The sequence below is a fragment of the Microbacterium sp. CH12i genome, from assembly GCF_000685355.1.
GTDB lineage: Bacteria > Actinomycetota > Actinomycetes > Actinomycetales > Microbacteriaceae > Microbacterium.
In genome coordinates this window covers 226,437-252,636 of sequence record NZ_JHET01000010.1, presented here as the reverse complement: position 1 = coordinate 252,636, position 26,200 = coordinate 226,437, and the positions used below count along the sequence as shown (strand labels likewise).

Genomic DNA, 26,200 nt, shown 5'->3' with positions numbered 1-26,200 from the left:
GTAACGGTATTCTTTTGGGAGGAGGTTGTGGTGGGACGAAATGCGGATGCCATCGCCGAGGGCGTTGCCATCGCCACGGCCGCGGCACGCTTGACGGTGAAGAATCAGATCCTCGTCGGCACGATCGCTCAGGGCGGCGTTTTTGACTCTTCCCGATACCTCGATGACGCGCGTGACGCGCTGCTCGCGATGGCTGCCGAGTCGGATCAGGCGGCTGAGATGGTTACTGGGCTCCGCCGACGCGCGCGCGGCCGGCACTCCGATCCTTCGGGTACGCATGACTATCGCGACCGCGATGTGCGCAACCTTCGCGCCGGGCCCGGCAATCCACCGGAGTTGCAGAGAAGCTGAAGGCGATCGCTGAAGATCCCGAGAAGCTCGGTGCACTTGTTGAAGGTGCCCGCGAAGCCGCATGGGCAGACGTGCGCGGCAACCTCGATCGTCGACTCCGCGTTGAAGGTATGCGCCCCGATCAAGACCCCGAGTACGACACGATGCGAGAGGCACGCATGCAGGCGCTCCGGCTCGTCGATTTGCAAGCGCTCTCATCCGCTCAGCGCGCCAAGCGAAAGCGCGAGGCTGCGTCCTAGTCGGTGCTTCACCGCCTTAGATCTGGTTATCCAGCCGTTCGCTTGACCCTGTAACCTTTACGTCCTCAGCCAGCCGCACTACCGCGGGGCTCGTGACTGAAGAAGGTGTACCGATGGCGAAATCCACGAAGGCGGAGAAGTCGGCGGAATCAGCGCTCGAGGCGGCCGCTGCCGCCGCGAAGGACGCGAAGAAGCTGAGCAGAACTCTCCCGAAGAAGGACGCAAAGAAGCTCCGGGCCGTGGCCGACGAGGCGAAGGACGCCGCGAAAGTCTCGAAGAAGAAGATCAAGAACAAGCCGCGCAAGGTCGAGAAGAAGGCCGTTGCGGCGATCGAGGCCGTGGCAAAAGCATCCGACAAGGCTGAGGCGCGGATTGCCGTGAAGAAGGCTGCCGCAAAGGATGTTGCTGCCAAGTCGAAGAACGCTGCTGCCAAAGTGAAGGCCGAAAAGCCCGATCCGGCCAAGCCCGCAGTCCGCAAGCCCGCTGTTACCAAGCCTGCCGATCCGGCCGGCGGTCTGGACTCGCTCACGGTCGTGCAGCTGCGAGAGCGGGCGCGTGCCGGAGGTAAGACGGGCTACTCGCGCTTCTCTAAGGCGCAGCTCATCGCGCTGCTGACTGCCTGACGCGCGCCGCCGTGCAGGAGACCCTGGACCGCGCCTCGGATGCTCCGGAGCCGCGGACTCTTATTGATATTCTGCGCGACGCAACGAAGCGTCACCCCGAAGCATCGGCTCTTGAAGATGCTGACGGGGCCCTGAGTTACGCCGAACTTCTCGCCCAGGTGTGGCGCACAGCCGCACATCTGAGCGCGCAGGGCGTGCGCCGCGGCGACCGGATCGGGGTGCGGATGCCGTCCGGTGGGCGGCAGCTGTACATCTCGATCCTCGGGATCATGGCCGCGGGCGCAGCCTATGTTCCTGTCGACGCCGACGATCCTCAGGAGCGCGCCGACCTCGTGTTTGGCGAGGCGCACGTGCGGGGCGTCATCACCGGTGATGGAACGTACACGCCTCACGATGGTGAGTCTGCGAGCGAACTCTTCGACGGCGAGGCGCCGCATCCGGCCACCAGCTCGCTCGCAATCGTTCCGCCGCCGACGGTCGACGACGATGCATGGATTATCTTCACCTCCGGCTCGACCGGCGTGCCGAAGGGCGTTGCTGTCTCGCATCGCTCCGCCGCGGCGTTCGTCGACGCCGAAGCGCGGCTCTTTCTGCAAGACGTACCGCTTGGCCCTGGCGATCGCGTGCTCGCCGGCCTTTCGGTAGCTTTTGACGCCTCGTGCGAAGAGATGTGGCTCGCGTGGCGGTACGGTGCGTGCCTCGTGCCCGCGCCGCGCGCGCTGGTTCGCTCTGGCGAAGACCTTGGACCCTGGCTTGTCGGCCACAGCATCACCGTCGTCTCGACCGTGCCGACTCTCGCCGCGCTCTGGCCGCAGGACGCGATCGAGAACGTTCGCCTACTGATTTTCGGCGGCGAAGCATGCCCGCCCGAACTTGTTGCACGACTGGTGGGCGAAGGCCGTGAGGTCTGGAACACATACGGTCCGACCGAGGCCACCGTGGTCGCCTGCGCGGCTCTCCTCGACGGAGAGGGCCCTGTGCGCATCGGCCTGCCGCTGGAGGGCTGGTCTCTCGCGGTCGTGAACGAATCGGGTGAACGCGTTGCCGAGGGCGAAGTCGGTGAGCTGATCATCGGGGGCGTGGGACTTGCCCGCTACCTTGACCCCGCGAAGGATGCCGAAAAGTACGCTCCAATGCCGACGCTCGGCTGGGATCGCGCCTACCGCTCTGGCGACCTCGTCCGCTATGACACTGAGGGGCTCCTCTTCCAGGGTCGCGCTGACGATCAGGTGAAGGTCGGCGGCCGCCGTATCGAACTTGGCGAGGTCGAGTCCGCGCTCCAAGCTCTGACAGCCGTGAACGGAGCCGCCGTCGTCGTGCAGCGCTCCGACGCTGGCATCTCGCTGCTGGTCGGCTACGTCGTACCCGCTGAAGGCTTTGACCGTCAGGCCGCGCGAGCGGAACTTGCCGAGAAACTTCCGGCGCCGCTCATCCCGCTGCTCGCCGTCGTCGACGATCTGCCCGTGCGCACATCCGGCAAGGTCGACAAGGCTGCTCTGCCGTGGCCACTCACCGACACCGATGAGTCAGACTCGACTCTCACCGGTACCAGCACCTGGCTCGCAGAACAGTGGCAGTCGGTACTCGGCATCCGTCCGGCCGACGAGACCGCCGATTTTTCGAGCTGGGTGGTGGTTCGCTCGCCGCGGCGCAGTTGGTCTCGCGCATCCGCACGCGAGCGCCCGAATTCACCATGGCCGACGTCTACGATCTGCCGCGCCTGCGGCCGATGGCGAACGCAGTGGAAGCCGAAGCGGATGAGGACCATCAGCAGACCACCTTCAGCATCCCTCGTCCGACTCCGCGGCTGATGCAGTGGGTGCAGAGCATCGCCGGTGTGCCGCTGTTCATTCTCACCGGCATCCGCTGGACGCTGTGGCTGCTGACGGCGTCGTGGATTCTGCGACTCTTCCCTGGGTTCGAGATACTTCCGCAGGTGCCCGGGTGGGCGCTGGTCTTCGGTCTCGCGATCTTCGTGACCCCGTTTGGACGGATGGCGTTCTCCGCTGTTGCCGCACGTGTACTGCTCGCGGGTGTCTTGCCTGGTGACTACCCGCGCGGCGGCGGCGTGCATCTGAGGCTCTGGCTTGCCGAGCAGATCGCCCACCAGGTCGACCCGGTGGGGTTGGCCGGAGCACCATGGGTGACGTACTACGCCCGTGCGCTCGGCGCGAAGATCGGCCCGCACGTCGACCTGCACACGCTGCCTCCGGTCACCGGAATGCTCAACATCGCCGAGGGCGCGTCCATCGAGCCGGAGGTTGATCTCACCGGCTACTGGATCGATGGCGACACTGTTCGCATCGGTGGCATCCGGATCGGAGCCGACGCCGTCATCGGCGCACGCAGCACCCTCGCTCCTGGAGCGAAGATCGGCCGAGGTGCGGAAATCGCACCAGGCTCAGCAGTATTCGGCCGTGTGCGCGCGCACCAGCGTTGGGCAGGATCTCCCGCGGTGCGCGTCGGCGGGACATCCGCTCCGCTCGCGTCCGAAGCGCCACCGAACAAGCGCAGGTGGATGTGGGCGTATGCCGGCTCCTCGGCGTCCTCGGTCTTCTACCCTTCGTCTCTTTTGCGGTAGGCGGGGCGCTTCTTGCGCAGGGCATCCGCGGCGCCGATGCGATCGCGGATGCGATCCCTGGAGTTACCGCCTGGCTGGTGCCCGCGACGCTGTCCGTCGGAATCACATTCGCCGGCGCGGTCGTTCTCATCGTGAAGCTGCTCTCGATCGGGCTGAGCGAGGGCGTGCATCCGGTGCGCGGGCGTGTCGCGTGGCAGGCGTGGACGATCGAGCGACTGCTCGACTCTGCGCGTACCTTCCTGTTCCCGATCTACTCGAGTCTGTTCACCCCCGTATGGTTGCGGATGCTGGGTGCCGAGGTCGGGCGCAGTGTAGAAGCATCCACCGTCCTGCTGTTGCCGTCGATGACGACGATCGACGACGGCGCGTTCCTCGCCGATGACACGCTCGTCGCCACATATGAACTGCGATCCGGGTGGATGCGCATCGCGCATGCGCGCATCGGCAAGCGTGCGTTCATCGGAAACTCCGGCATGGCCGGTCCAGGGCACCGCGTGCCAAGGGATGGGCTTGTCGCCGTGCTCTCGGTTGCTCCGGAGAAGTCCAAGCGCGGGTCGTCGTGGTTGGGTTCGCCCGCTGTGCGGCTGCGTCGAATCGTGAACGACGCCGATCAGGAGCGCACCTACAACCCCCCGGTGCGACTACGCATCGCGCGTACTCTCTGGGAGCTGTGCCGCCTGTTTCCCGTCATCGTGAGCTGTGCGATCGGGGTCGGAGTGCTGTTCACTCTCGCGTGGCTGATCGATGTGACCGGTGTGATCGGCGCTGTCGTGCTCTCGGGAGTTGTCGTCATGCTCGCGGGTGCTGTAGCGGCGCTGGTGACCACGGCGGCGAAGTGGGCGTTCGTGGGACGGATTCGGGTGGGGGAGCATCCGCTCTGGTCATCGTTCGTCTGGCGCACTGAGGTTTCGGACACGTTCACCGAGATGGTCGCGGCACCGTGGTTCGCGAACGCCGCTGCCGGAACTCCGGCCCTCGCCATTTGGTTGCGGACGCTCGGCGCGAAGATCGGCCGAGGTGTCTGGACCGACAGTTACTGGTTGCCAGAACCCGACCTCGTCACGCTCGGCGACGGCGCCACAGTCAACCGCGGATGTGTGGTTCAGACGCATTTGTTCCATGATCGAGTGATGAGCATTGACAACGTCGTCCTCGAGGCCGGCGCAACCCTCGGGCCGCACAGCGTGATCCTGCCCGCGGCGAACATTGGCGCGAACGCCACCGTCGGACCCGCCTCACTCGTGATGCGCGGTGAAACGGTGCCCGTCGGCAGCCGCTGGAGTGGGAACCCCATCGGCCCGTGGCGCGCCGTCAAGGTCCGCGCCTACCAGGCTGCGGACAAGTGACCGGACAGGTGAACTCCGACGCGTACACCCCGCAAAGTGGTGACCCGCACATCTCGGTCAGCCACTATGACCTGACGCTGGACTACAAAGTCACCACGAACCGGTTGAGTGGCACGGCCGTGGTGCGTGGCACCGCTGTCGCCTCGACGAAGACGATCGCACTCGACCTCGTGGGGCTTCGCGCGACCAAAGTGCGCGTCACCGGTGCGAAGGCGGCATCCTTCCGGCAGACCGATCGCAAGCTGCGGATCACGCTTCCCAGTGAGTTGGCGCCTGGGGACGAGTTCGAGGCGACGATCTTGTATGCGGGTGCGCCCCGGCCACGTCGGACCCGCTGGGGCACGATCGGGTGGGAAGAGCTCGAAGACGGTGTGCTTGTGGCATCGCAGCCCACGGGGGCGGCGACCTGGTTCCCGTGCAACGACGTCCCCGCTGATAAGGCGATGTATCGCATCAGCGTGAGCACGGATGCGGGATACACCGTCGCCGTGACCGGGCGCGAGGTGTCTCGCACGACTCGTGGCGGCAAGACGACCTGGGTGTACGAGAGCGTCGCACCGACCGCGACATATCTCGCGACAGTGCAGATCGGTCGCTACACAACCGAGCAGGTAGCGCTGGGATCAGTGTCGGCACGTCTCATCTACCCGCAGCCGCTTGCGGCTCGAGTGCACGCCGACTTCGCCGACCTCGGGCAGATGATGTCGGTATTCGAAGAGACTTTTGGACCGTATCCCTTCGAGGACTACGTCGCCATCGTGACCGAGGACGATCTGGAGATCCCGCTGGAGGCGCAGGGGATGGGCATCTTCGGAGCGAACCACATCGATGGGGTCGGGGGTCTTGAGCGTCTCGTCGCTCACGAACTCGCGCACCAGTGGTTCGGGAACAGTGTCGGCATCGCCGCATGGCACGACATCTGGCTCAACGAAGGCTTCGCCTGCTACGCCGAATGGATCTGGTCAGAGCGATCGGGTGGGCCCACAGCGCATGCGAAGGCGCTCACGCACTATGGTCGGCTGAGCTTGCTGGAGAAGGATCTGCTGCTGGGTGACCCGGGCGCTGACCTGATGTTCGACGACCGGATCTACAAGCGCGGGGCGCTCACGCTGCACGCTTTGCGGCTCACGATCGGCGATGAGGCCTTCTTCTCGGCACTGCGTATTTGGACCGAGCGCTACCGGGGCGAGGCGACGAGCACGCCGGAGTTCATCGCGCTCGCCGAAGAGGTGTCCGGCATGGCCCTGGGTGGGTTGTTCGAGGAATGGCTTGAGCAACGCGAGCTGCCTGCGCTCCCTGCGGGTGCGGTTGTGGCTCCGGTCACCGCCGCGAGGCGACGGGGCTCAGGGCGAGGCTGACCACGAATCCGGTGGGTGCGGGGGCCGGGGTTGCGATGATTCCGGCATCCGTTCCGTCGATGTGTACGCTCAGCCAGCCCGGGTTCGCAGTCTCGGGGGCTGCGAACTGGAGTCTTTCCGGGCTTACCCGCAGGCCACGGCCGTCGGCTTTGAGGGCGGCTTCGATCATCGTCCAGGTGCGGGTGTCTGGCGGCGCACTGGGCGTGAAGAGGGCTGTGAGTTCTTCCCGCGGGGCTGATTCTCCGCCTGCGGGGACGGCTTCGATGTCGACCCCGATGGATGTCGCGTGATCGGATGCGACGGCGGCAGCCACCACCATGTCACCGACGTAGCTGACACTGATCACGACGGGCGCCGTCGTGTGCGGCTTGCCATGATCGGCGCTGCCGCAGTGCGCACAGAGGGTGAAGATCTCGTACATTGGCTCCGGTCTGCCGACGATTTCGTGCACCAGAGACGCGATGAGGCTGCGGCCAGCGATGAACCGGGCGGCGCGTGCTGGGGGCAGGCTTGCGTAGCGCTGGTGTTGGGCGGCGGTGAGCGTGCGGAGCACCTCGTCGGCCGTTGCGGGGGCCGTGCGTGCATCCGCCCAGGCGAGGCGAACTACCCCGACTGTTGCGCGCCCGACGTCCATGTCTTCAGACTATTGCCGGGGCCTGCAACCGGATGCCGCGGCCGGTTTCGCGTTGGGGCACTTCGTCATGTATTCTTGCTGAGGCCCGCTTCGCTGAGAAGCAGGCCAAAAGATGCGCCCGTAGCTCAATGGATAGAGCATCTGACTACGGATCAGAAGGTTAGGGGTTCGAGTCCCTTCGGGCGCACAGAGTGTTGAGACAGTAAACAAGAAAAAAGTGCCGGAATCCCGGCACTTTTTCTTGTTTCTCGCCTGGCGTCCCTGACGCGGTGCGCCACAGAACGCCACACGTATGTGCACCAACGTGTGCACTAAAACGATCCCGACAGCGGAGCGGTGGATGCCGGCGATCAGCTACTCGGATGCCTCGGTGCGACCGAGTCGCTCAGGGTGACCGGTGGTCAGGTAACGGTCGAGCGAGAGTCCCTCGCATCGTACTGTCGGTCGACGAGGCCCTTGTACGAATGGGGGGTGCCGGTGTCACTGCAGCGATTTTGTCCCCATGAACCACTTTCGGGAGGAGCTAGGGCTCACTGTCGTGATCGCGCGCGAACATCTCACGTACGTCCGCCTGACGCTGAGCACACAAAACCTGACAAACGCGTAGCTCATACCCGCAGACGGTTTGTGTGTGCGAACTGCCACGAGCGGGTGCTGCCACGACGCCACCGCAAGTGCGAGCAAGAACAGTGCCGGAAGCAGCTCCACCGAGGAGTCTTCCACCGCCATGTGAGAGAACAGCGCTCCAGTAAGCAGGAATCCGATCCCCGCGTACGCCCATTCCTTGACGATCGGGACCTTCGAGACGAGGATCGCGATCGCTCCCTTCGCTTCGACCCGGAATAGCTGTTGGATCCCGGATCCGAGCAGCCCGGACGAGAGCATCCCGGTAGTTGCCCAGCAGGTGATTGTTTTGGTCCGTGACATCGAACGGGTGCTGCTTGGCGATCGCACTCGGTCGTCAGCTTGCCGCCGTCTTCACGAGCCGCGACCACGCGTGCCCAGCACGAACCGGCTGGTCCCGTCCGGTGTCTTCTCCCAGATCCACTCGAGCATCAGCCTTGCTTTCCTTCGTGCATGTCTGCTTGGATGTGGCGGTCAAGATCGTCGAGTTCGGCCATCACTTCGGATGCCGCCCAGACGCGGTCCTTCTTGCGTCCCGTGATCTCCTCGATGAAGCCGGCGTCGACCAGCTGGTCGATCGCCCTGTAGGCGGCCGTGGGGGAACCGGCTGTGGCTTCGATCTCGTCGGTGCTCATGACGGGGTGGTCGTAGAACGCCTGGATGAGAGCAGCCGCAGCGGAGTTCGCGCGCGGCTTCAAATCTGCAGCCCACAGTGCGGGCATCGCCTTCAGACGGGCGATGGTCTCGCGGGAGCATTCGGCGGCCGCGCGCGTAGAGAGCGCGAACAGGTCGATGAGCGGTGCAGGGTCGCCGAGTCGGTGGGAGCCGAGGGCGGCGAAGTAGTCGTCGCGGCGGGCGAGCAGGCCGCTGGCGAGGGGGACCACCGCGTTTCGGGTGACGCCTCGACGCCGCAGCACGGCAGAGACGAGAGCGCGGCCGATGCGACCGTTGCCGTCGGTGAAGGCGTGGATGGACTCGAACTGGGCGTGACCGATCGTGGCCTGCGTCATCACGGGTACGTCGTCCCGGTTGAGGTAGGCGATGAGGTCGTCCATCAGTTCGGGCACGCGCTCGGGCGCCGGGGGAACGTGGAGTGCGCCCCGAGGGGAGTGGTCGCTGCCGCCGATCCAGTTCTGCATGTCGCGGAGGTGACCGGCGTAGTCGGCTTCCTGGGGATCGTCGGCCATGAGCGCGCGGTGGGCGCTCATGAGGTAGTCGAGCTCGAAGCGACCGCTCTCACCGACCTTGGTGATCAGCTCGTGGAGTGCGGCGGAGGCTGCGACCATGCTGGTGGCGGAGGTGTTTCCCTTGTTGCCGGCGAGCGCCTTGGCGTAGTCGCGGGCGGAAGCGTTGATGCGCTCGATCTTCGACGAGGCGGCGGACTCGGAACGGACCATGAAGCGGCTGAGGGCGGCGGAGTGCCCCTCGGCGTCGGTGTCGGCCTGGGCTACAGCTAGCAATGCGCGCTCGGTGTGGAGCATCACCTTCAGTGGCGGCATGTAGTCGAGCTCGCGGATGAACGGAGGGATGGTCGCATCTACGAACCGCATCATCCGGTCTTCGCGGGTGCCACCACGAACCTGCTGCTGCCAGGGAAGCGTTTCGACGCCGTGGCGCGGCCACTGCAAGATCCGATCTTCGTCCATAACCGATAGTTTACCTGCGCAAATTCCCACTTGGAATAGCTAACCGGTGATTTGCTGGGCGAAATTACCGATTTCGGTCACCACAATCGCGGGACCGCATCCGCAAGCGGCTGCAGAACGAGAACGCTGAGCGTCGCAAGGCCAACGAGATACTCAAGGCGGCGAGCACGCTTTTCGCGAAGAAGCTCGACCGCCCTGACCGAGATGATCTGGTTCATCAACGAGCACCGGGATCGTTTCGAGGTCGAGCTGATACAGATCCAGCTGATCGAAGCGGGATGCCTCCCTGATCGAATCCGCATGAATCCGCGAGACCGAGACGGAAGTGGGGCGTATGGGTTCAAATCCCACCGTAGGTCGGCGAGCGTGGCTCATTGCACCTGCCCGCGCAATGTGTGCACCTATGTGTTCACCGGGCACCAATACTCGCGGTCGTTGGTTGGCTTCGAGTTCTGCCATTGCATGAACGCACGGCAAGATCACACACAGCCACCTTGACGCGGAACATCGTCGTCAGCTCACGCTGAAGATGTCGACGGTCACTCGGTCGGCGCGGTGGGGTGCGCGCAGACTGCCGATGCACACGATGTCGTTGAGCCAGGCGACAGGTCCATCGAGGTCGACTTCGAAGTGGGGCTGGGTGCGGCAATACCAGCTGTCCGTATTCTGCTGCTCGCCGCTGAAGACGCGTTGCATCGTCGCGTCGTCCTGGGTGCCCCACCCTTCGTTGGTGATCATGATGTGGGCGCCGTCCTCGGTGCGAAGCGTGTAGCGTGCCCACAAGTGGGTGATTCCGTCACTGCGGGCAAGATTCCAGTCTGCACCGCCGGGCAGAATCGTTCCCGAAAGGGCGGGGCCTGCGAACGTTCCACCGAGTATTGGGATGACGCGGCGCGTCCCGGCCGCGACTCGTCCCACTTCGAGCGGGGTATCGAGGTCTACCTCAAGGGTGAACAAGGGCGATAGCTCCAGCGTCATGCGCTCTTCTCCTCGGTTGTGCTCTGAGCCGCCGCAGAAGTGTGGTGTTCGGCGAGGTCTGTCTCATCGGCGGAAAGCGGCGTAGTCGCCGCTGATCCCCTCATGACGATGAGCACGATGAGTGCTGAAATGATCGACAGTCCGGCCATCGTCAGCAACCCCAGATCGAACCCGTGCTCCAGCGCAGCTGTGGCGATAGGGGCGACCGCGTCGTGGATCGCTTCCGGGAGCGGCGCGTTGGCGACGGCGAGTGGGCCGCCTTGGGTGAAGACCTCATTTGCCACACCGGCAACTTCGGCCGGGAGGTCAGCGGAATTCAGTCCGTTTGCTGTCGCCGCTGATGCGCTTCCGAGCGCGACAGCAGCAACGACTGCCGGGCCCAAGGTCTGCCCCGTTTCGCGCACGAGGCTGGTCGCACCTGATGCCATGCCGATGTGCTCGTGGCTCACAGAGTTGACAGCCGCAGCAGTCAGAGAGGTGAACATCACGATGAATCCGACGCCGAGCAGAAGAATCGGAACTGCGAGGGCAAGAAGGTCGGTCGTGCCATCCGCCAGAACAGCAAGCCACACCTGACCGATCGCAAGAATCACGAGACCGAACACCAGCAGTGTGCGCGGAGAGATGCGGTGGATGAGCCCCGGTAGCCAGCGCGCCAGCACCAGGGGAACGAGTTGGATGAGCACGAACGGGAGTGCCACCATGAGGGGCGCTGCGTGAGCAATGGGACCCAGCTTGATCGCCATCGCGTAGGCGGTGCCCATGAAGCTCAGCATGCCGAGCAGGCCCACCGCAGCGGCTGCGGCGAATGCCGGAATCTTGAACAGACGCACCTGGAACATCGGGTTCTTGCTGCGGAACTCGACCCAAGCGAACACGACGAGGGCGACGATCGCCACAGCCAACGAGATGATGACCTCAGGACTGCCGAAGCCTGCTTCTGAGCCGTGGATGATTGCGAAGATGAACGCCAACAATCCGACGATGATCAGAATCTGGCCTGGAACATCGAAAGCCCGCTTCTGCGCCGAGCGACTTTCCTGCGCGAATCGGGTGACCAGAACGAACGCGATTACCGCGGCGACCAAGACGGGCGAGAATGCTCCCCCCAAGCCTGTCTGCTGGACCATGATCGCCGACAGCAGCGGAGACACCGCCGCGCCGATGGAGATCGCGATTGCCCACCGTGAGAGTGCGTGCGCACGCGACTCCGCATTGGGGGAGAACTCTGCCGCTGACGCGAGCGTTGAGGGCAAGAGCGTGGCAGCACCGAGTCCGAGAATGACCAGTGCGATCGCGAGCATGAGAAGCGAGTCTGCGAAGATCCCGACGACGGCACCGATTGCGACAAACCCAAGGCCGATTTGCATCAGCTTCTTGCGCCCGAACATGTCCCCGAGCACGCCGAAATTGAGCTCCAGGAGTGCTGTCGGTGCGAAGACGGCAGCAGTGAGCCAGGTGAGCTGTGTCGCGCTTGCACCGTAGGTCGATTGGATGACGTCGTTCAGTGGTGCGAGTACGGTCAAACACATCTGGGCGACGAGCACCGCTGCGGCTGAGACCCAGATGGTGGGGTTGTGAATAGGGCGCGTGACCGCGCCAGGGGTGGTGGATAACACGGTGGACTACTTCCTTGTAGTGGGGGAACGAACAATGTGAAGTACGGCACTCGCTGGGGAGTGCCGTACTTGCGTCTAGAAGGGGTACCTCTCGATTTCGGACTGCACGGTCACCCACTGCACATCGCAGAAGGTGCTGAGGTTGACAGAAGATCCGAACTGTCCCCCCGAGCCCGAGGCCTTCGTCCCGCCGAATGGTGCCGTGGCCTCATCGTCGACGGTCTGGTCGTTGATGTGGATCGCACCGGACTTGATCCGATCCGCCAACTCGAAAGCCTTGAACGGGTTACCGGTGAGAATCGAGACCGACAGTCCGTACTCTGACGCGTTGATGATGTCGATGGCTTCGTCGATCGTTTCGTACGTGGTGATGGGCGCGACCGGTCCGAAGATCTCCTGCGTGAACGCAACAGAATCCAGGGGAACATCGGCCAACACCGTCGGCCGGTAGAACAGATCCTCGTGGGAACCGCCCTCGCGGAGCGTCGCACCGGCGGCCACCGTCGCCTTCACGATCGAATCGATCTTCTTGAGCTGCGATTCGTCGATGATCGGCCCGAGCGCATTGGTGGGGTCTGTCGGGTCGCCGACGGTGATACGGGCGGCAATTTCGGAGAGCTTGGCGGTATACGCATCCGCAAGGCTCTTGTGTACGAGGTGGCGCCCCGTCGTCATGCAGATCTGGCCCTGGTGCAGGAACGAACCCCATGCACCCGCGGATGCTGCCGCGTCAACATCGGCGTCCGGAAGCACCAGAAGCGCGTTGTTCCCGCCGAGTTCGAGATGAACCTTCTTGAGGAGGGGAGCTGCGGCTTCGCCGATCTTTCGCCCCGCGGCGGTGGAACCGGTGAACGAGATGCACGGCACATCGGGGTGCGCCACGAGGGCTGCGCCGACGTCAGCGCCGCCGGGGAGTACGTGGAGGAGGCCATCGGGGAGGCCAGCGTCAGCGAAGATATCTGCCAGTGCCAAGCCGCCAGAGATCGGTGTACGAGGGTCCGGTTTCAGGATCACGGCGTTTCCGAGTGCGAGCGCAGGAGCGACCGAGCGCATCGACAGGATGGCGGGGAAATTGAACGGGCTGATCACGCCGACGACACCCACCGGAACGTGACGCCCCACTGAGAGACGCGGTTTCATGCTGCGAAGGAGCTGGCCGTACGGCTGCGATGCGAGACCGGCGCCTTCGGCGAGCTCGGATGTCACGAGGCCAGTTTCGAACGCGGCCTTGCCCTGTCCGGAGCCAGCCTCGGGCACGAGCCAATCCGTCAACCGCTCCGGCGCCTCGCCGAGGAGCGTTGCGGCCTTGGCCAGGACGGCGGCACGCTCGGTGTAAGGAAGGGCCGCCCAGGCGGGCTGCGCTCGGTTCGCCGCGGCGACGGCATCATCAAGATCCTGAATGTCTGCCCAGCCCACAGTGGCGATGACGTCGCCAGTGGCAGGTGCGGTGACGTTGGTGGTGCCGCCATGGCTGGTGACGAAACCGCCGGTGCTGTAGATACGGTTATCCCAGTTGTTGCTCATTGTGATGCTCCTGTCGTGTCGGCTGTGGGTCATAGGAATAGTCAGAGGACGGATGCTGCGCGCTGGGCCGCGACCGCCGCGTCGAGATGCTCCGCTTCTGCCCACGCCCGTGGAACCCGAAGGCACGCGTGCCGGGAGCTTGACTCGCGCGAGAGGCTCTGAGTCGAATGCGTCGGTGTCATGCACCAAGAGCTCCGACAGTCCGGTTGCGCGGTTCCACCACAACGTCAGTAGATATCCGTCGTTCTCGGCGGTGGCACCGCGACGTTGCACGAATACCGGTTCGCTGGGGTTGGTCAGGCCATCGACGCCCTCGATCACGATCGTCTGACCGGTTCCGAAGTCGAAGCGGGCGAGTCCGTCCGTCATCGTGTCGGAAGTGAGGTTGCGAGTCGTAGCAAAATAGCCGAACTGCAACTCTTGCCCGAGCAGGGCATCGTTGATCTTCGGGAACTCACCGGCGACGCCACTCAGCATGCGGTTCGTCGCCTTCTTCGTGGCATGATCCAGTGTGAAACGCCAGGCCATCGCTGGCGGGAACCACGTGTGAGACCCAACCGGATCGTCGGCGTGGTCGGCCGGGTTGCCGAGGCGCGCGATGACATGGAGATCGACGACGATCCCGGTCGGCGTCTCGAACGCGTTGAAGAAGTGCGTGGGCGCAAGCATGAGACCGGTGTCGTACCAGGTCACGCGCTTTGTGCGGCGGTCGAGCACCGCGAAACGGCTTCCGTCCGGGACGGCTGCTTCATCCCACAACACGCCAGGACGCCCCTGCATGATGCGGTCCATCCGAAACTGAGTCGGCGAGATGAGGAAGATTGCGTAGTGCTCGCTGACGATGTAGTCGTGAACCATCGCCGGGCAGCCCATGTCGAAGGTGAAACTGTCGACGATTCCTGCCGTCTTCGCGTCCGCTTCGTACCAGGTCAAGCTGGTGCCGACGGCGGCGAAGAACAGCATGTTGCCGCTGTGCGGATCGAGCTTGTAGTGCGCAGTGCACAGCACATCGATACCGCCGTCGAAATCGAATGCGCCGTAAGTCTCAAGACTCTCGGCGTTCATCGACGTCGGCAGCCCACCTTCGAAATAGACGAGAAGGTGGTCGGCGAACAGGCCGACATTGGTGTTGGCGACATTCTTTGCCGGGGGTGCGCCCACCGGCAGCATCCCGGGGCCTGCGGGGCCGGAGCCATTCACGAATCCGCTGTAGAGGGCTTCTCCGGCGGCCACCTCGATCTTCATTGAGTCGGTCTCGACCCACTTCATCCGAAACGATGCCTTGCCGTCACGGATGTAGGTCGCAGCGACACCGCCGTCACCCTCCCACCAGTGATAACGATCAAGGTCACGGGGTGCGAACCGGGGGTTGTTGGCGATCCGAAAGAGCGCCCCGGCGAGGTCGTCTGGAAGCGTGCCGAGCACAGGAAGATCGAACTCCGCGGACTCGTCGGTCCAGGGGGCAAACGGGCCGTTCAAGAATTTGTTGTCCGTATCCCAACGCACATCTGCCGGCTGCTGCTGTGTCGGGCGTGCGGCCCGGGGAATGATCATCGTGGGGGAGAGAGGAGGAACATCACGCATTTGGGTGCCTTTTCGTGGGAGTGGTGCGGGTCAGCGCTGAGCTCGGGCAGTGGACGGCCAGATGCCATGCCCACCTGGAGATAAAATGCCTGCCGGGTCGATCGCGTCTTTGAGGCGTGAGTAAAAACGGGGCAGCGCATCATCACCTGCGCTATAGAGGGAGGAGATCCGATCGTGGATCGTCACGTGACCGCGGTACTCGCTCCATCCCCACTCGGCAGCGCGAGCGATCATCTCGTCGACCGCGTTTCGGGCGCGAGCCGCTTCGTCCGGATCAGCAGAGTCGAAGATGACCATGCACGCGCCGATAAGTGAGCGAGACTGCGCGATCCATCCGAAGCCGGCGACGAGGTCGTAGCGGTCGAGGATCTCCATCACCATGCTCTCGTGGCGGGCCGCAGCTTCACCGGTGAACGGGAGGATTGGAGAGAAATCGAAATGACCGACCGATGCGCCGAAGTGCTTCTGCAGCATGTCGAGGAGGAACTGATTGGGGATGCCAGCAGGCACGAGATCTAGTGGATGCACGGTGGCCGGATCAACGTCGCCAGGGTAGTTGTGCAGCTCAACCGTCGCACCCGCGATGTGAGCGACGGCGTCACGGACGATCGTCTCGCGGGCGGCCACCAGGCTTGGGTGCCCGTAGAACCCGACGCGAGCGTTCACCCGCCCAGGAGGGAACACTGCTGACATCTTGTGCTTCTTCGATCGGCCGCTGGTGTCGTCGAGAGGACCGCAGCGTCCGCCCTCCGGCTCGGGAGAACTCACGATCAGTGGCATGCCCTGGATTGTTCCGTCCTGGACCAGAGGGGCGAGGACGTCGATCAGCGTGGGGATCTCGGCTGCATCATCGAGGATGACGGAGCCGACAGTGAACATCTCCGGCTCTGGGGTGAGCCAGATTCCCATCTTCGTGATGATGCCGAAGTTGGACTGGAGGAAGAGCGAGTCGATGGATGGGCCGAAGCCACGTTTGGCGCGTGCGCCGAGAGAGTTATTAGGTAAGGCCCATAGCCCGGTTCGCAGCAAGGTCCCGTCTGGCAGGACGACTTCCATGCCAGCTACCGCTGCCGCATGATCGCCGAACTGCGTATATCCGAGACCGTGCTCCGCGGTGTTTCCGATCACGCTGCCCCAGCCCAGATCCGGCGTCGAGACCCATAGTTTCGCGCCGCGAGCCTTGATCTCTCCGTGCAGCTGGGCAAAGGAGACGCCGGGCTCAAGGATCGCAAAGCCACCCTGCTCATCGATCTCGAGCACTTGGTTCATACGACGAAGATTGATACTGATCATTCCCGCCGAAACCGGGGCTGCCCCGCCATAACCATAATTTCGGCCCTGTGACGACACACTGATCGGGAGGCCTAGCTCGTTCGCAAGTCTGACGATCGCTTGAACCTCTTCGACGTCCTTCGGCTGGACGACAAAGGCGGGTAGCGGTGTTGGCGTCTGCGCCGTCGCCCACGGGTCATGGAATTCACGCGCCCGCGTTCCGGTCAGCACGTGTTCGTGACCGATCAGCTCGATGAGCCTTATGCGAGCTTCATCGATCGACGCGACTCGCTCCTTCGTATCGTGGGCGATTGACATAGAAAGCTCCAGTGTGTTCGGGTCGGGCGCTTCCCTCTTTGGATGCCGCCGTTGAACAGTCTCGCTGTCGCTTCGCGTGGAATTCTCCTACGCTGAAGATGAAGAATAGGCGGGCTATTGTTGTCAGACGATAAAGGGCCGAGGAGTCTAGATGCGTGAGTGGCTAGCCGCGTTGAACCCGTCACGGGACGTGCCCTCGGCAGCGTCGCCGGAGTTGCGGTCCTGGGCTGCGGAGAGGATCGGTTCGGAGGCAACGGCCTGGGCGGCCGAGGTGACGGACACAGTGGTTTCTCATCTCACGGCTGAGCTGCGCACGTCGGCGAGTCCGAGTGATGTGGGCGTATATCGCGGTTGCGAAGAGTGTCTGCTGACGAGTTTGGTCGGATTGAGCGAGGGGTCGCTGCACGTCGTCACGCCTGAGGCGGCGCTCGACGATGCAAGTGTCGCAGCGAGGACCGGCATCCCCCTCGATCGGCTCCTGCGGACAGTGTGGGCGTGTCACACCGCGGTGCAGCAGGCGCTTCTCGATGTCATCGGCGCGACGGTCCCGCCCGGTTCGCTGCTGCTCGAAATCCGGAGACAGAATGACATGCTCGCCACCTTCATGGATCGCTACGTCTCTGACATCAGCGCCACCTACGCAAGAGAGCGGTTGGAAAGCGAGAGCCGGATTCTGGTCGAGCGGCGCCGGGTAGTGGACTCGTTGCTCGACGGTGATGAACCGTCCTCCGAGGGCGAGCGTATTCTCGGGATTTCGTGGCGGGAGTATCATCTCGCCGCACTGGGCTGGGCGTCCGGCGGAAACCGGACGTTCGACTCCGATAACAGTGCGTTCCGCTTTGCGGAGCGTGTAGCGCTGCGGCATCGAGCAAGCGCATGGCTGATCATCGAACGTGGAGACCATGTGGAGTTTCACTGGTCCTTTATTCACGACGCTCCCATTGACGTCGACATCATTGAGCAAGAACTCCCGTCACGCATGAGGCTCGCCCTCGGCCTCGTGCAATCGGGCGCCAATGGCTTCCGATCAACCACCGTGGCTGCGCGAAGGACGCGGGACGTATGCCTCCAAATGCCCGGCGCGCAGATGGTCACTCATTACGACGACGTCAGCCTGCTCGCACTCGTGGCCGCAGACCAGGAGCACGCGCGCGCCTTCGTTCAGCGGGAGCTGACGGGATTGCTTGGCGAGGATCCGATGTCAGTGTCCATAAGGCAGTCGCTGCGGCTGTTTCTCGTCGCCGGGCGAAGCCGGCAGCTCGCGGCAGAAGCATCGCATGTCGCACCCACCACTATCGCGTATCGAGTGAAGCGAGCCGAAGAGAAGCTCGACCGCTCTACCCTCCTGCGTCCGCAAGAACTGCTCGCGGCTCTCGAGTTGGTGCACGCCTTTCCTCAACTCAGCGTTCCGACGAGCCCACGCGAATAGACCGCAATCGCCGCGCCCGGGGCGGTCCGGCGTAGCCTGGGGTTGTGACAGCGTACGTCTCAGCCTTTGACCTCTTCTCCATCGGAGTGGGGCCTTCGAGTTCCCATACCGTGGGACCGATGCGGGCTGCGCTCGATTTCGCCCGGCGGCTGAGCGCCACAGGCGTACTCGCCGAGGTACAGCGCGTGACCTGCACCCTCTACGGTTCGCTCGGAGCGACCGGAATCGGACACGGCACACCGGATGCTGTGGTGGCAGGGCTCCGTGGGCTGGCGCCTGAGTCGTGCGACCCCGCAGATGTGCGCACCGCGTGGGGCGAGTTCCCTGTTGGTGGCACGTTGCTTCTCGACGCAGTCACGAGATTCCGTTCGCGAAGGAAGACATCGAGTTCGCGCCGCGCACCCGGTTGCCTGGGCATCCGAATGCCATGACGCTCACGGCATACGACGCCAGCGGGGCAGCGCTCACGGAGGAGACCTACTATTCGATCGGCGGCGGATTCATCCGACGCGAGGGCGAAGAAGCGCGAGTTGCGACCGGATCCTTCCCGTACGGCTACGCAGATGCGGCCTCCCTGCTCGAACTCTGCGACGAACATGGCATCTCGATTGCCGACGTCGCGCGCATGAACGAGACGGCTCTGCGCTCGGAAGAGGACGTCGCTGCCGGGCTCGACGCGATCTGGGATGCGATGGCCAACTGCGTGGATGCTGGTCTGCACGCCGATGGTGTGCTCCCCGGCATCCTCAAAGTGAAGCGCCGCGCCCTCGCAATCCGCGAGCAGCTCGAAGAGGTCGAATCGGACGGTGCGCGAGAAATGCCGGGGGAGTGGCTCGGGGCCTTTGCGCTTGCCGTCAATGAAGAGAACGCCGCCGGTGGACGAGTCGTTACTGCTCCCACGAACGGTGCCGCGGGCATTCTTCCGGCCGTCGCGATGTACTGGTGGCGGTTCCTCGCCGACTCCGGGCTCGGATCCGGCAATGCGGTCACGCCGCACGGCGAGCTGGTCGGCAGTGCGCTGTTCGGGTTCGGGCGACCTGCTGGTTCGCCTCTTGAGCGCCATTTATCGACCTCTGAGCCCGTCGAAGGTCTCGCGCCGGACGAGGCCGCTCACGCCGAGGCGAACCGCCGCCGCGGCATCCGTCGTTTTCTACTGACGGCGACCGCTCTCGGCTCGTTGTTCAAGGCCAACGCATCGATCTCAGGTGCGGAGGGCGGATGCCAGGCCGAAGTCGGCTCCGCCTGTGCGATGGCGGCCGGCGGCCTGACCGCCGTCATGGGCGGTACGAACCGGCAGATCGAGAACGCCGCCGAGATCGCGATGGAGCATCACCTCGGTCTCACGTGCGACCCGATCGGTGGACTCGTGCAGATCCCCTGCATCGAGCGTAATGCGATCGCAGCATCCACCGCGGTGACCGCAGCGCGCCTCGCCATGCGCGGGGACGGGCACCACTACGTCTCACTGGATGCTGTCGTCGAGACGATGCGGCAGACTGGCATCGACATGTCGACCAAGTACAAAGAGACCAGCGAGGGCGGCCTCGCGGTCAACGTTATCGAGTGCTGAGACGCCACATGTGGGACACGTCGCGTCATTCCCGGGCGGCGCGACGCGTGGTGTGCCGGGTAGCGCGACGGACCAGGGATCTTCCGGCCACGGATGCTTCGGGTAGCGCCCGCGCATCTCTGCGCGCACCTGTGAGTATGGACCAGCCCAGAACGAGGCGAGGTCGTCGGTCACTGCGAGCGGGTGCCGCGCGGGGGAGAGCAGGTGAAACAGCACCGGTACTCGTCCTCCGACGAGACGCGGAGTCTCTGCCCATCCGAAACATTCCTGCAGCTTCACCGCGACGACGGGGCGGCCGGTTGGATCATCAACGGGCGGGTAGATGATGCGGACGTGCGATCCGCTCGGCACCTCGAGTCGTTCCGGAACAAGAGCATCGAGCTCGACCGCGGCGGGCCACGGCAGCACTCGCCGGAGCGCCGGTGCCAGATTGATCTGGGCGGCCGGCGTGCCGGTGGCGAGGGACGACAGCTCCGGACCCAGCCACGAATCGAGGGTGGGCAGGAGCGCGGCATCCGAGACGTCTGGCCAGGGGGCTCCGAGTTCACGATGCAGCAGAGCAAGCCGGCGCCGCAGACCGTCCGCGGCTTCTGACCAGGCGAACACTCCGAGTCCTTGTGCTTCGAGGGCGCGGCGAGCGGCATCCCGCCCGCCGTCGCCCGCCTGCACGCGCACAGGGACGGACGAGCGGACGATCGCCCCGATGCGACGTTCACGGCGGGCGACAACGCGTCCGTTCACGAACTCTGCTTCGACACGATCAGTGATCAGATGCGTCGCCGCCTGCTCTACCTGGCTCTCGGAGATGATAGCGGCGGTGCGGATGATCGCTCCGGTTCCTGCGGCCGCCCTCCCCTGCGCCCGGGTGACGTCGGCCACCGCCAGCCATTCGGCGCTCGCGAGCGGGCCGGTGATTCCCGCCCGGGTGCCGGAGGCGAGGAGGAAGGTCGCACCGTGGGGCGATTGATCGACGCGGCGTGCGATCCGCTCGGGGAATGCGAGGGCTATGACGAGTCCGGTCGGATCACTGGCGCCGAGCGTAGCGCCTGTCGAGGTGAACCGTGTGAGCCGCCGGACCTCCTGCTCCCACCGCCGGGAATCGTGGCTTCGCCCGTTTCTGAGTGCGGTGAGTGTGCTCGCGGCATCCCCATCGGTGACGCGAAGATCTCCGCTGAGCAGCGCGACAACCTCGGCCGCTTCACGCCCGCCGACCAGGGTGCTGCCGTCTCGGAGCGCACGGGCGAGACGAGGATCAGTCGGGATACGGGCGAGCTGTCGCCCCTCATCGGTGGCGCGGCCATCCGCATCGATCGCGCCAAGCCCGTGCAGCACGGCGATGGCATCACGCAGGCTGTCAGCGGGAAGCGGGTCAACCAGCCGAAGACCTATGCCGCCGGGTGCACCCCAGCTGGCAAGGAGCAGGGCGGCGTCGGTGAGATCCACCGCCACGATCTCGGGCGCAGGGCGCGCGGGTGCCGCGGCGAAGGTCCGTTCATCGACGCAGCGGACCACGACGCCCGGTCCTTGTCTGGTGGCGCGTCCTGCACGCTGGATGGCAGAGGCACGGGATGTCGGACCTGTCACGAGCCCGCTCATGCCGCGCGCGGCATCCCGTTGCGGAGCACGTGACAAGCACGTGTCGACGACAAGGCGCACGCCGGGTACGGTCAGCGAGGACTCGGCGAGTGAAGTTGTGACGATGATCCGCGCGGGCTGATCGAGGGCCCGCCCGGAGATCACGGCATCCTGCTCTGCGGCGGGGATCTGTCCGTGCAGTTCGCGCACGTCGAACTCCGGGGCGAGGCGACGGATGCGATTGGCGATCTCGGCGACCTCTCGCGCACCCGGCGCGAAGACCAGAGCATCGGCGGCAGGGTCTGTGCGCATCAAGTCTTGGTGTGCGGCAACCGCGGTGCTCGCGACGTGGTCGAGGAACGCCCAGGTTACTCCGCGCTCATCCAAGCGAGGTGCAGCGCTCGGCGCCCAGCGCACATCGAGCGGAAAAGCCGGCGCCGTCTGCGTGATGATCGGCACCGGAGACGCGTCCGTGCCGAGCACCGTCGCGAATCGGTCGGCGTCGAGCGTTGCCGACATTGCGACGAGGACGAGGTCGTCACGCAGTTCGCGGACCTCCCCGAGTAGGCCGATCAGCAAATCCGTCTCCAGGGCGCGCTCGTGCACCTCGTCGATGATCACTGCGCCGATCCCGTCGAGGCCGGGGTCATCGAGCAGGCGTCGAAGCAGCACACCGGCGGTGACGAATTCGATCCTGGTCGAGTCGGTGACGTGGCGCTCGCCGCGGACGGTGAACCCCACGCGGGAGCCGAGCGGCGATCCGTCGAGTTGCGCGAGTCGTCGGGCGCCAGCGCGGGCTGCGACTCGGCGGGGCTGGGTGACGATCACACGACCTGAGACGCGGTCAGCGATTATCGGGGGCACGAGTGTGGTCTTTCCTGTCCCGGGAGGGGCGCTGATGACGACGGAGGTGCTCCGCGCGAGCGCATCCTGCAGATCATCGACCGCCGACGCGAACGCGAGCCCGCGACCGATCCTTGACAGGTCGAAGGGGGTGGGGGTCACCTCTCCAGTCTCTCGCGTTCGGAAGACGTGCGTTCGCGAGTCGCTCTTGTTGTGATGGCGCCGCGGGCGGACAATCAGCACATGATGGATGCGCCGGCAGTTGAGGTCTCGCAGCTTCGCGTGCGTCGCGGCACACTGCGAGTGTTCGATGGCCTCGATGTGTCGATTCCGCGCGGGCAGATCACCGGGCTGCTCGGACCATCTGGCTGCGGCAAGACGACGCTGATGCGCTCGGTCGTCGGCGTGCAACGGGTCGAATCGGGCAATGTCACTGTTCTCGGGGAACCGGCCGGGTCGCGACGCCTACGGTGGCGGGTGGCATATGGCACGCAGGCGCCGCGGTGTACGACGATCTCACGGTGCGCCAGAATCTTCGGTACGTCGCGACGATCTTGCGCGCGTCTCGTGACGATGTCGAGCGCGTGATCGCCGAAGTCGGACTCACGTCACAGGCTGACCAACTCGTCGGATCGCTCAGCGGTGGCCAGGGCAGTCGCGCCTCACTCGCTATGGCGCTGGTGGGGTCGCCCGAGCTGATCGTTCTCGACGAGCCGACGGTCGGTCTTGACCCCCTGCTACGGGCGGAGCTATGGGGACTTTTCCGCGGCTTGGCAGAGCATGGAGTGACGCTGTTGGTCTCGAGCCACGTCATGGACGAGGCGCTGCGCTGTGACCGGCTGCTGCTGATGCGGTCCGGCCGCATCATTGCCGACACGACGCCGCACGCACTGCTCGCCGACACGGGCGCTGACGATCCGGATGCTGCGTTCCTCACCCTGATCGAGAGGGATCAGAAGCAGCATCGACGTCTCGTCGCGGATTGCGTGAGGAGGCCAGCGAGTGAACGGCCGCAACCTCTTCGCCACCGCGCGCCGCGTGCTCGCGCAACTGCGCCACGACCCGCGCTCGATCGCGCTGATGATCGTCGCGCCGAGCGTGCTCGTCGGGCTCTTCGCGTGGCTCTTCAGCGAGCAAGACGCTGTGTTCGACCGGTTCGGAGGGGCGATCCTCGCGCTGTTCCCGTTCATCGTGATGTTCCTGATCACGTCGATCACGACGCTCAGAGAGCGTAAATCCGGCACTCTCGAGCGGCTCATGACGACCCCGCTGGGCAAGGCCGACTTCATCCTCGGTTACGCGCTGGCTTTCGGAGTCATGGCATTGCTGCAGGCCGTCATCACCGTGTGGTTCGCGGTCTGGGTCTGCGGACTCGCCGTGGATGGACCGCTCTGGCAACTGGGACTCGTTGCGGTCGTCGACGCGCTGCTCGGCACGGCTCTTGGGCTGCTGGCGAGTGCATTCGCGCAGACCGAGTTTCAGGCGGTGCAGTTCATGCCGGTGCTCGTATTTCCGCAGATCATCCTCGGCGGGCTCTTCATGCCGCGCGACCAGATGCCAGACGTGTTGCATGCGATCTCGGATTGGTTGCCGCTGAGCTATGCGATCGACACCATCAATGCCGTCGCTGCCGGCAAGGAAGGTGGGGACGTGTTCGGTCCGCTGCTGGTAGTCGTTGCGTTCATGGTGGGTGCTCTCGTGCTGGCATCCCTCACCCTGCGCCGTCGCACGCGCTAACGTGCAGTGGCGCGCACACTGACTCGTTGCGCCGCGCACGCAGAAGGCGCCGGCCGGATCAGCTGATCCATGCCGGCGCCTTCTGACTAGTTACTCAGCCGCTGCGGGCGGGGGCGGCGGAGCAGCAGTCGACGTGGCGGCCTTCTTCGCCGCACGCTTCGGAGCCTCTGGCGACGTCTGCGCGTTCGCGATTCCGTCACCGATGCCACGGCCGACGGCCTGGCCTTGGATGATTCCAGCAAGGTCGAGGCCGGTCGCCGCACTCACGCTGTCGAACACCGACTTCAGTGCCTTCGCGCTGTCGGCGCCGATGACGCTCGAGGCGCCGTCTTCGCCGGAGCCGCCGATGATCGACACGCTTCCGATCGTTGCGTAGCCCTTCGCGAACTCGCTCATGATCGAGGGGAGCACATCGAGGACTCGCTGCGACAGGAATGCTTCCTGGTTCGACGCGATAGCCTTCGCTTCGGCCTCTAGGGCAGAGGCGCGGGCGTCACCCTCGGCGCGGATGGCGTCGGCTTCTGCGTTCGCGCGCAGGCGACGTGCCTCGGACTCTGCCTCGGCCAATGCGCGCAGCGCGTTCGCGTCACCGGTCGCCTTTGCCTCGGCGGCGGCCGCTTCACCTGCGGCACGGGCGCGGTCAGCATCTGCCTGCTGCTCAGCGATGCGAGTGCGAGCTTCAGCCTGCTTCACCTGCTCGATCGCGCTGGCCTCGGCCGCACGCTCGCGCGTGTACAGCTCAGCCTGTGCGCGGGTTTCCGCCTCGTAGCGCTGAGCGTCGGCGACGCGCTTGACGTCAGCATCCAGCTGCGCCTGACGGTTCTCAGCGTTCTGCTGAAGAACGGCCTGCTCGGCCTGTGCGCGTGCGAGGTGCTCAGCCTGCTCAGCCTCGGCGCGGGCCCGGCCGATGCCGGCGTTTGCGTTTGCCGTGTTCGTGTCGAGGGCGGTCTGTTCAACCAGGTTGGATTCCTGGTTGGTGATGACCTTCTGGTTAATTGCACGGTCGGCGTTGGTCTGCGAGATCTCGGCAGCCTGGCGCTTCGTCTGGATCTCGGGAGCCCCGAGGGAGCGGATATAGCCAACGGCGTCGGTGATGCCCTTGATCTGGAAAGAGTCGAGGATCAGACCCTGTTCGGCAAGGTCTTGCGAGACGTCGGCGGCGATCTGGTCGGAGAACTTCTTGCGGTCGCGCATGAGCTCAACGACCGACAGCGTTGCGACGATTCCACGCAAAGCGCCCTCGAGCTGTTCTGTGGTGAACTGCTCGATCGCTTTGTCCTGCGAAGCGAAACGCTCGGCGGCGCGGCGCACGTAGAGCGGGTCGGAGGCGATCTTCACAATCGCGACGCCGTCGACGTTCAGCGTCACGCTGTCGAGCGACTGCGCCTCAGCGTTTAGCGATACCTGGCGCGAGCGCAGCGAGATGATCTCGTGGCGCTGCGTGATCGGGTTGACGAGCGACTTGCCGTTGACGATCACGGTGACCGGCGATTCGACCATTTCGGGCTGGCCCGAGATGCTCCCGTCGGCGTTGCGCGTCTCGACGGTGCGCTGCACCTTTTGTTTGCGACCTGAGATGACAAGTGCCTCATCCGCGCGTGCGACCTTGATCCAGCTGCGGGCAAACAGCAGCACGATCAGGCCAAGCACGATCAAGATGACGACGCCGATGCCGACAAGAGTCAGAATGCCGACAGCTCCGGCGATCTCCATAGTGTTCCCCTCCGGGCCTCCGTCTTTCGCGGAGGCATCACGTTCGACTATGCCAGATATGCCCTGCCAAGCCGAGGGCAGTGGTGCCCGAATGAGGATGCCGTCAGGCTGAGGTGCCGTCAGGTCGAGGTGCCGTCAGGCGCCGCGGAGCTTCTGCGTCAACGAGTGGAGTGTGCGTAGCTCTTCGTTGCTGAGCGATGACATTCGCTCGGCGATCGAGCGCCCATGGACTGTTGCGACCGAGCGGAAGCTGTGGGCGCCGGCATCCGTTGCGGTGAGCAGTGAACCGCGACCGTCTTCAGGATCGGCGCTCTTTGTGAGCAAGCCGCTACTGACCATGCGGTCAACGAGACGTGAGACGCTCGGCTGGCTGATCAGCATATTCGCCGTCACATCGCGGAGGCGTGCCGTCATCTCAGGCGAGCGGGTGACGGTCAGCAGCACGTCGTACTCCGCCTGCGTGATCGTGGTGCCCTCGAAGTCGGCACCCATTGCGGCGAGGAGCTCATGCTGGGCGCGGAACAAACTTTCCCATGCTTCAAGGGCGAGCTTGCGATCAGTCATGCACTCAGGGTACTGGAATAGTGAAGGGCCGGTCGGAGAGGCTCCCGACCGGCCCTTGTCCCTTGCACCAAG

General features: G+C 64.8%; 21 protein-coding genes, 1 tRNA gene and 4 pseudogenes. 13 read left to right on the top strand and 13 right to left on the bottom strand.

Features of this window, described 5'->3' with window-relative positions:
• The first annotated feature begins 30 nt into the window (after positions 1 to 30).
• The 7 genes and pseudogenes from DC31_RS19680 to DC31_RS13275 all read left to right on the top strand — a co-directional run bounded on the left by DC31_RS19680 (position 31) and on the right by DC31_RS13275 (position 6,498).
• Complete coding sequence (locus tag DC31_RS19680; RefSeq protein ID WP_235201513.1) at positions 31 to 351, top strand: hypothetical protein; 321 nt, start codon at positions 31 to 33, stop codon at positions 349 to 351.
• Between the two features lie 352 nt (positions 352 to 703).
• On the top strand, positions 704 to 1,213 hold the full coding sequence (locus DC31_RS13285) for a hypothetical protein (RefSeq protein ID WP_036280805.1): 510 nt from the start codon (positions 704 to 706) through the stop codon (positions 1,211 to 1,213).
• 11 nt (positions 1,214 to 1,224) lie between these two features.
• Positions 1,225 to 2,634 (top strand): annotated as a pseudogene (locus tag DC31_RS19675) (amino acid adenylation domain-containing protein); the annotation flags it as partial.
• A 149-nt stretch (positions 2,635 to 2,783) separates the two neighbouring features.
• Positions 2,784 to 2,894 (top strand): annotated as a pseudogene (locus tag DC31_RS19670) (phosphopantetheine-binding protein); the annotation flags it as partial.
• 48 nt (positions 2,895 to 2,942) lie between these two features.
• Positions 2,943 to 3,794: a hypothetical protein gene (locus tag DC31_RS19665; protein WP_235201547.1), complete on the top strand. Its 852-nt coding sequence runs from the start codon at positions 2,943 to 2,945 to the stop codon at positions 3,792 to 3,794.
• On the top strand, positions 3,728 to 5,140 hold the full coding sequence (locus tag DC31_RS19660; protein ID WP_235201512.1) for a Pls/PosA family non-ribosomal peptide synthetase: 1,413 nt from the start codon (positions 3,728 to 3,730) through the stop codon (positions 5,138 to 5,140). Before DC31_RS19665 ends, DC31_RS19660 begins: the two co-directional genes overlap by 67 nt.
• Positions 5,137 to 6,498, top strand: coding sequence for a M1 family metallopeptidase (locus DC31_RS13275; RefSeq protein WP_235201511.1), 1,362 nt, complete (start codon positions 5,137 to 5,139; stop codon positions 6,496 to 6,498). Before DC31_RS19660 ends, DC31_RS13275 begins: the two co-directional genes overlap by 4 nt.
• Here the strand turns inward: DC31_RS13275 and DC31_RS13270 are convergent.
• Complete coding sequence (locus DC31_RS13270; protein WP_051606967.1) at positions 6,461 to 7,132, bottom strand: 4'-phosphopantetheinyl transferase family protein; 672 nt, start codon at positions 7,130 to 7,132, stop codon at positions 6,461 to 6,463. The two genes, DC31_RS13275 and DC31_RS13270, sit on opposite strands and share 38 nt — an antisense overlap.
• Positions 7,133 to 7,246: 114 nt before the next feature.
• Here DC31_RS13270 and DC31_RS13265 point away from each other — a divergent pair.
• Positions 7,247 to 7,319: transfer RNA gene (locus DC31_RS13265), tRNA-Arg, on the top strand.
• 293 nt (positions 7,320 to 7,612) lie between these two features.
• Here DC31_RS13265 and DC31_RS17195 read toward each other — a convergent pair.
• The 8 genes from DC31_RS17195 to DC31_RS20010 form a co-directional block, all read right to left on the bottom strand.
• Entirely contained in the window at positions 7,613 to 8,059 is a 447-nt protein-coding gene (locus DC31_RS17195) for a DoxX family protein (RefSeq protein WP_081813859.1), read from the bottom strand.
• Positions 8,060 to 8,187: 128 nt separating this feature from the next.
• A complete protein-coding gene (locus DC31_RS13255; protein WP_036280803.1) occupies positions 8,188 to 9,402 on the bottom strand; it encodes a Fic family protein in 1,215 nt (404 codons plus the stop codon).
• Positions 9,403 to 9,479: 77 nt separating this feature from the next.
• A complete protein-coding gene (locus DC31_RS18495) occupies positions 9,480 to 9,620 on the bottom strand; it encodes a hypothetical protein (protein ID WP_160173243.1) in 141 nt (46 codons plus the stop codon).
• A 295-nt stretch (positions 9,621 to 9,915) separates the two neighbouring features.
• On the bottom strand, positions 9,916 to 10,380 hold the full coding sequence (locus tag DC31_RS13250; RefSeq protein ID WP_051606963.1) for a DUF3237 domain-containing protein: 465 nt from the start codon (positions 10,378 to 10,380) through the stop codon (positions 9,916 to 9,918).
• Complete coding sequence (locus DC31_RS13245) at positions 10,377 to 11,999, bottom strand: MFS transporter (RefSeq protein WP_051606960.1); 1,623 nt, start codon at positions 11,997 to 11,999, stop codon at positions 10,377 to 10,379. The genes DC31_RS13250 and DC31_RS13245 overlap by 4 nt, the downstream gene beginning before the upstream one ends.
• A 75-nt stretch (positions 12,000 to 12,074) precedes the next feature.
• Positions 12,075 to 15,107, bottom strand: a complete 3,033-nt coding sequence (locus DC31_RS18790) for an aldehyde dehydrogenase family protein (RefSeq protein WP_200872932.1) — start codon at positions 15,105 to 15,107, stop codon at positions 12,075 to 12,077.
• 30 nt (positions 15,108 to 15,137) lie between these two features.
• Positions 15,138 to 16,697, bottom strand: coding sequence for an FAD-binding oxidoreductase (locus DC31_RS13230; RefSeq protein ID WP_036280798.1), 1,560 nt, complete (start codon positions 16,695 to 16,697; stop codon positions 15,138 to 15,140).
• Between the two features lie 147 nt (positions 16,698 to 16,844).
• Positions 16,845 to 16,979 (bottom strand): hypothetical protein, encoded by a 135-nt coding sequence (locus DC31_RS20010; protein WP_268748246.1) that lies wholly within the window; start codon positions 16,977 to 16,979, stop codon positions 16,845 to 16,847.
• Between the two features lie 103 nt (positions 16,980 to 17,082).
• On the opposite strand from DC31_RS20010, the gene DC31_RS13225 reads away from it, so the two are divergent.
• From DC31_RS13225 to DC31_RS17775, 3 genes and pseudogenes are all read left to right on the top strand, one after another.
• Positions 17,083 to 18,126 (top strand): helix-turn-helix domain-containing protein, encoded by a 1,044-nt coding sequence (locus DC31_RS13225; RefSeq protein WP_160173242.1) that lies wholly within the window; start codon positions 17,083 to 17,085, stop codon positions 18,124 to 18,126.
• 119 nt (positions 18,127 to 18,245) lie between these two features.
• Positions 18,246 to 18,583, top strand: a pseudogene (locus DC31_RS19655) (serine dehydratase beta chain); the annotation flags it as partial.
• A gap of 168 nt (positions 18,584 to 18,751) precedes the next feature.
• Positions 18,752 to 19,696, top strand: coding sequence for an L-serine ammonia-lyase, iron-sulfur-dependent, subunit alpha (locus tag DC31_RS17775; RefSeq protein ID WP_442921909.1), 945 nt, complete (start codon positions 18,752 to 18,754; stop codon positions 19,694 to 19,696).
• On the opposite strand, the gene hrpB is transcribed toward DC31_RS17775, so the two are convergent.
• Entirely contained in the window at positions 19,589 to 22,276 is a 2,688-nt protein-coding gene (gene hrpB, locus DC31_RS13210) for an ATP-dependent helicase HrpB (RefSeq protein WP_081813857.1), read from the bottom strand. The genes DC31_RS17775 and hrpB overlap by 108 nt on opposite strands.
• Before the next feature lie 54 nt (positions 22,277 to 22,330).
• Here hrpB and DC31_RS20630 point away from each other — a divergent pair.
• Positions 22,331 to 22,773, top strand: a pseudogene (locus DC31_RS20630) (ATP-binding cassette domain-containing protein); the annotation flags it as partial.
• A gap of 90 nt (positions 22,774 to 22,863) precedes the next feature.
• Here the strand turns inward: DC31_RS20630 and DC31_RS20625 are convergent.
• Entirely contained in the window at positions 22,864 to 23,079 is a 216-nt protein-coding gene (locus DC31_RS20625) for a hypothetical protein (RefSeq protein ID WP_442921912.1), read from the bottom strand.
• Positions 23,080 to 23,116: 37 nt separating this feature from the next.
• On the opposite strand from DC31_RS20625, the gene DC31_RS13200 reads away from it, so the two are divergent.
• The gene (locus tag DC31_RS13200) at positions 23,117 to 23,851 is read left to right on the top strand and encodes an ABC transporter permease (RefSeq protein WP_036280791.1); all 735 of its coding nucleotides are present in this window, start codon (positions 23,117 to 23,119) and stop codon (positions 23,849 to 23,851) included.
• A 90-nt stretch (positions 23,852 to 23,941) separates the two neighbouring features.
• Here DC31_RS13200 and DC31_RS13195 read toward each other — a convergent pair whose 3' ends face one another.
• Together DC31_RS13195 and DC31_RS13190 are read right to left on the bottom strand one after the other, a co-directional pair.
• Complete coding sequence (locus DC31_RS13195; RefSeq protein WP_036280789.1) at positions 23,942 to 25,564, bottom strand: SPFH domain-containing protein; 1,623 nt, start codon at positions 25,562 to 25,564, stop codon at positions 23,942 to 23,944.
• A gap of 135 nt (positions 25,565 to 25,699) precedes the next feature.
• Positions 25,700 to 26,128, bottom strand: a complete 429-nt coding sequence (locus DC31_RS13190) for a MarR family winged helix-turn-helix transcriptional regulator (RefSeq protein WP_036280788.1) — start codon at positions 26,126 to 26,128, stop codon at positions 25,700 to 25,702.
• Positions 26,129 to 26,200 lie beyond the last annotated feature (72 nt).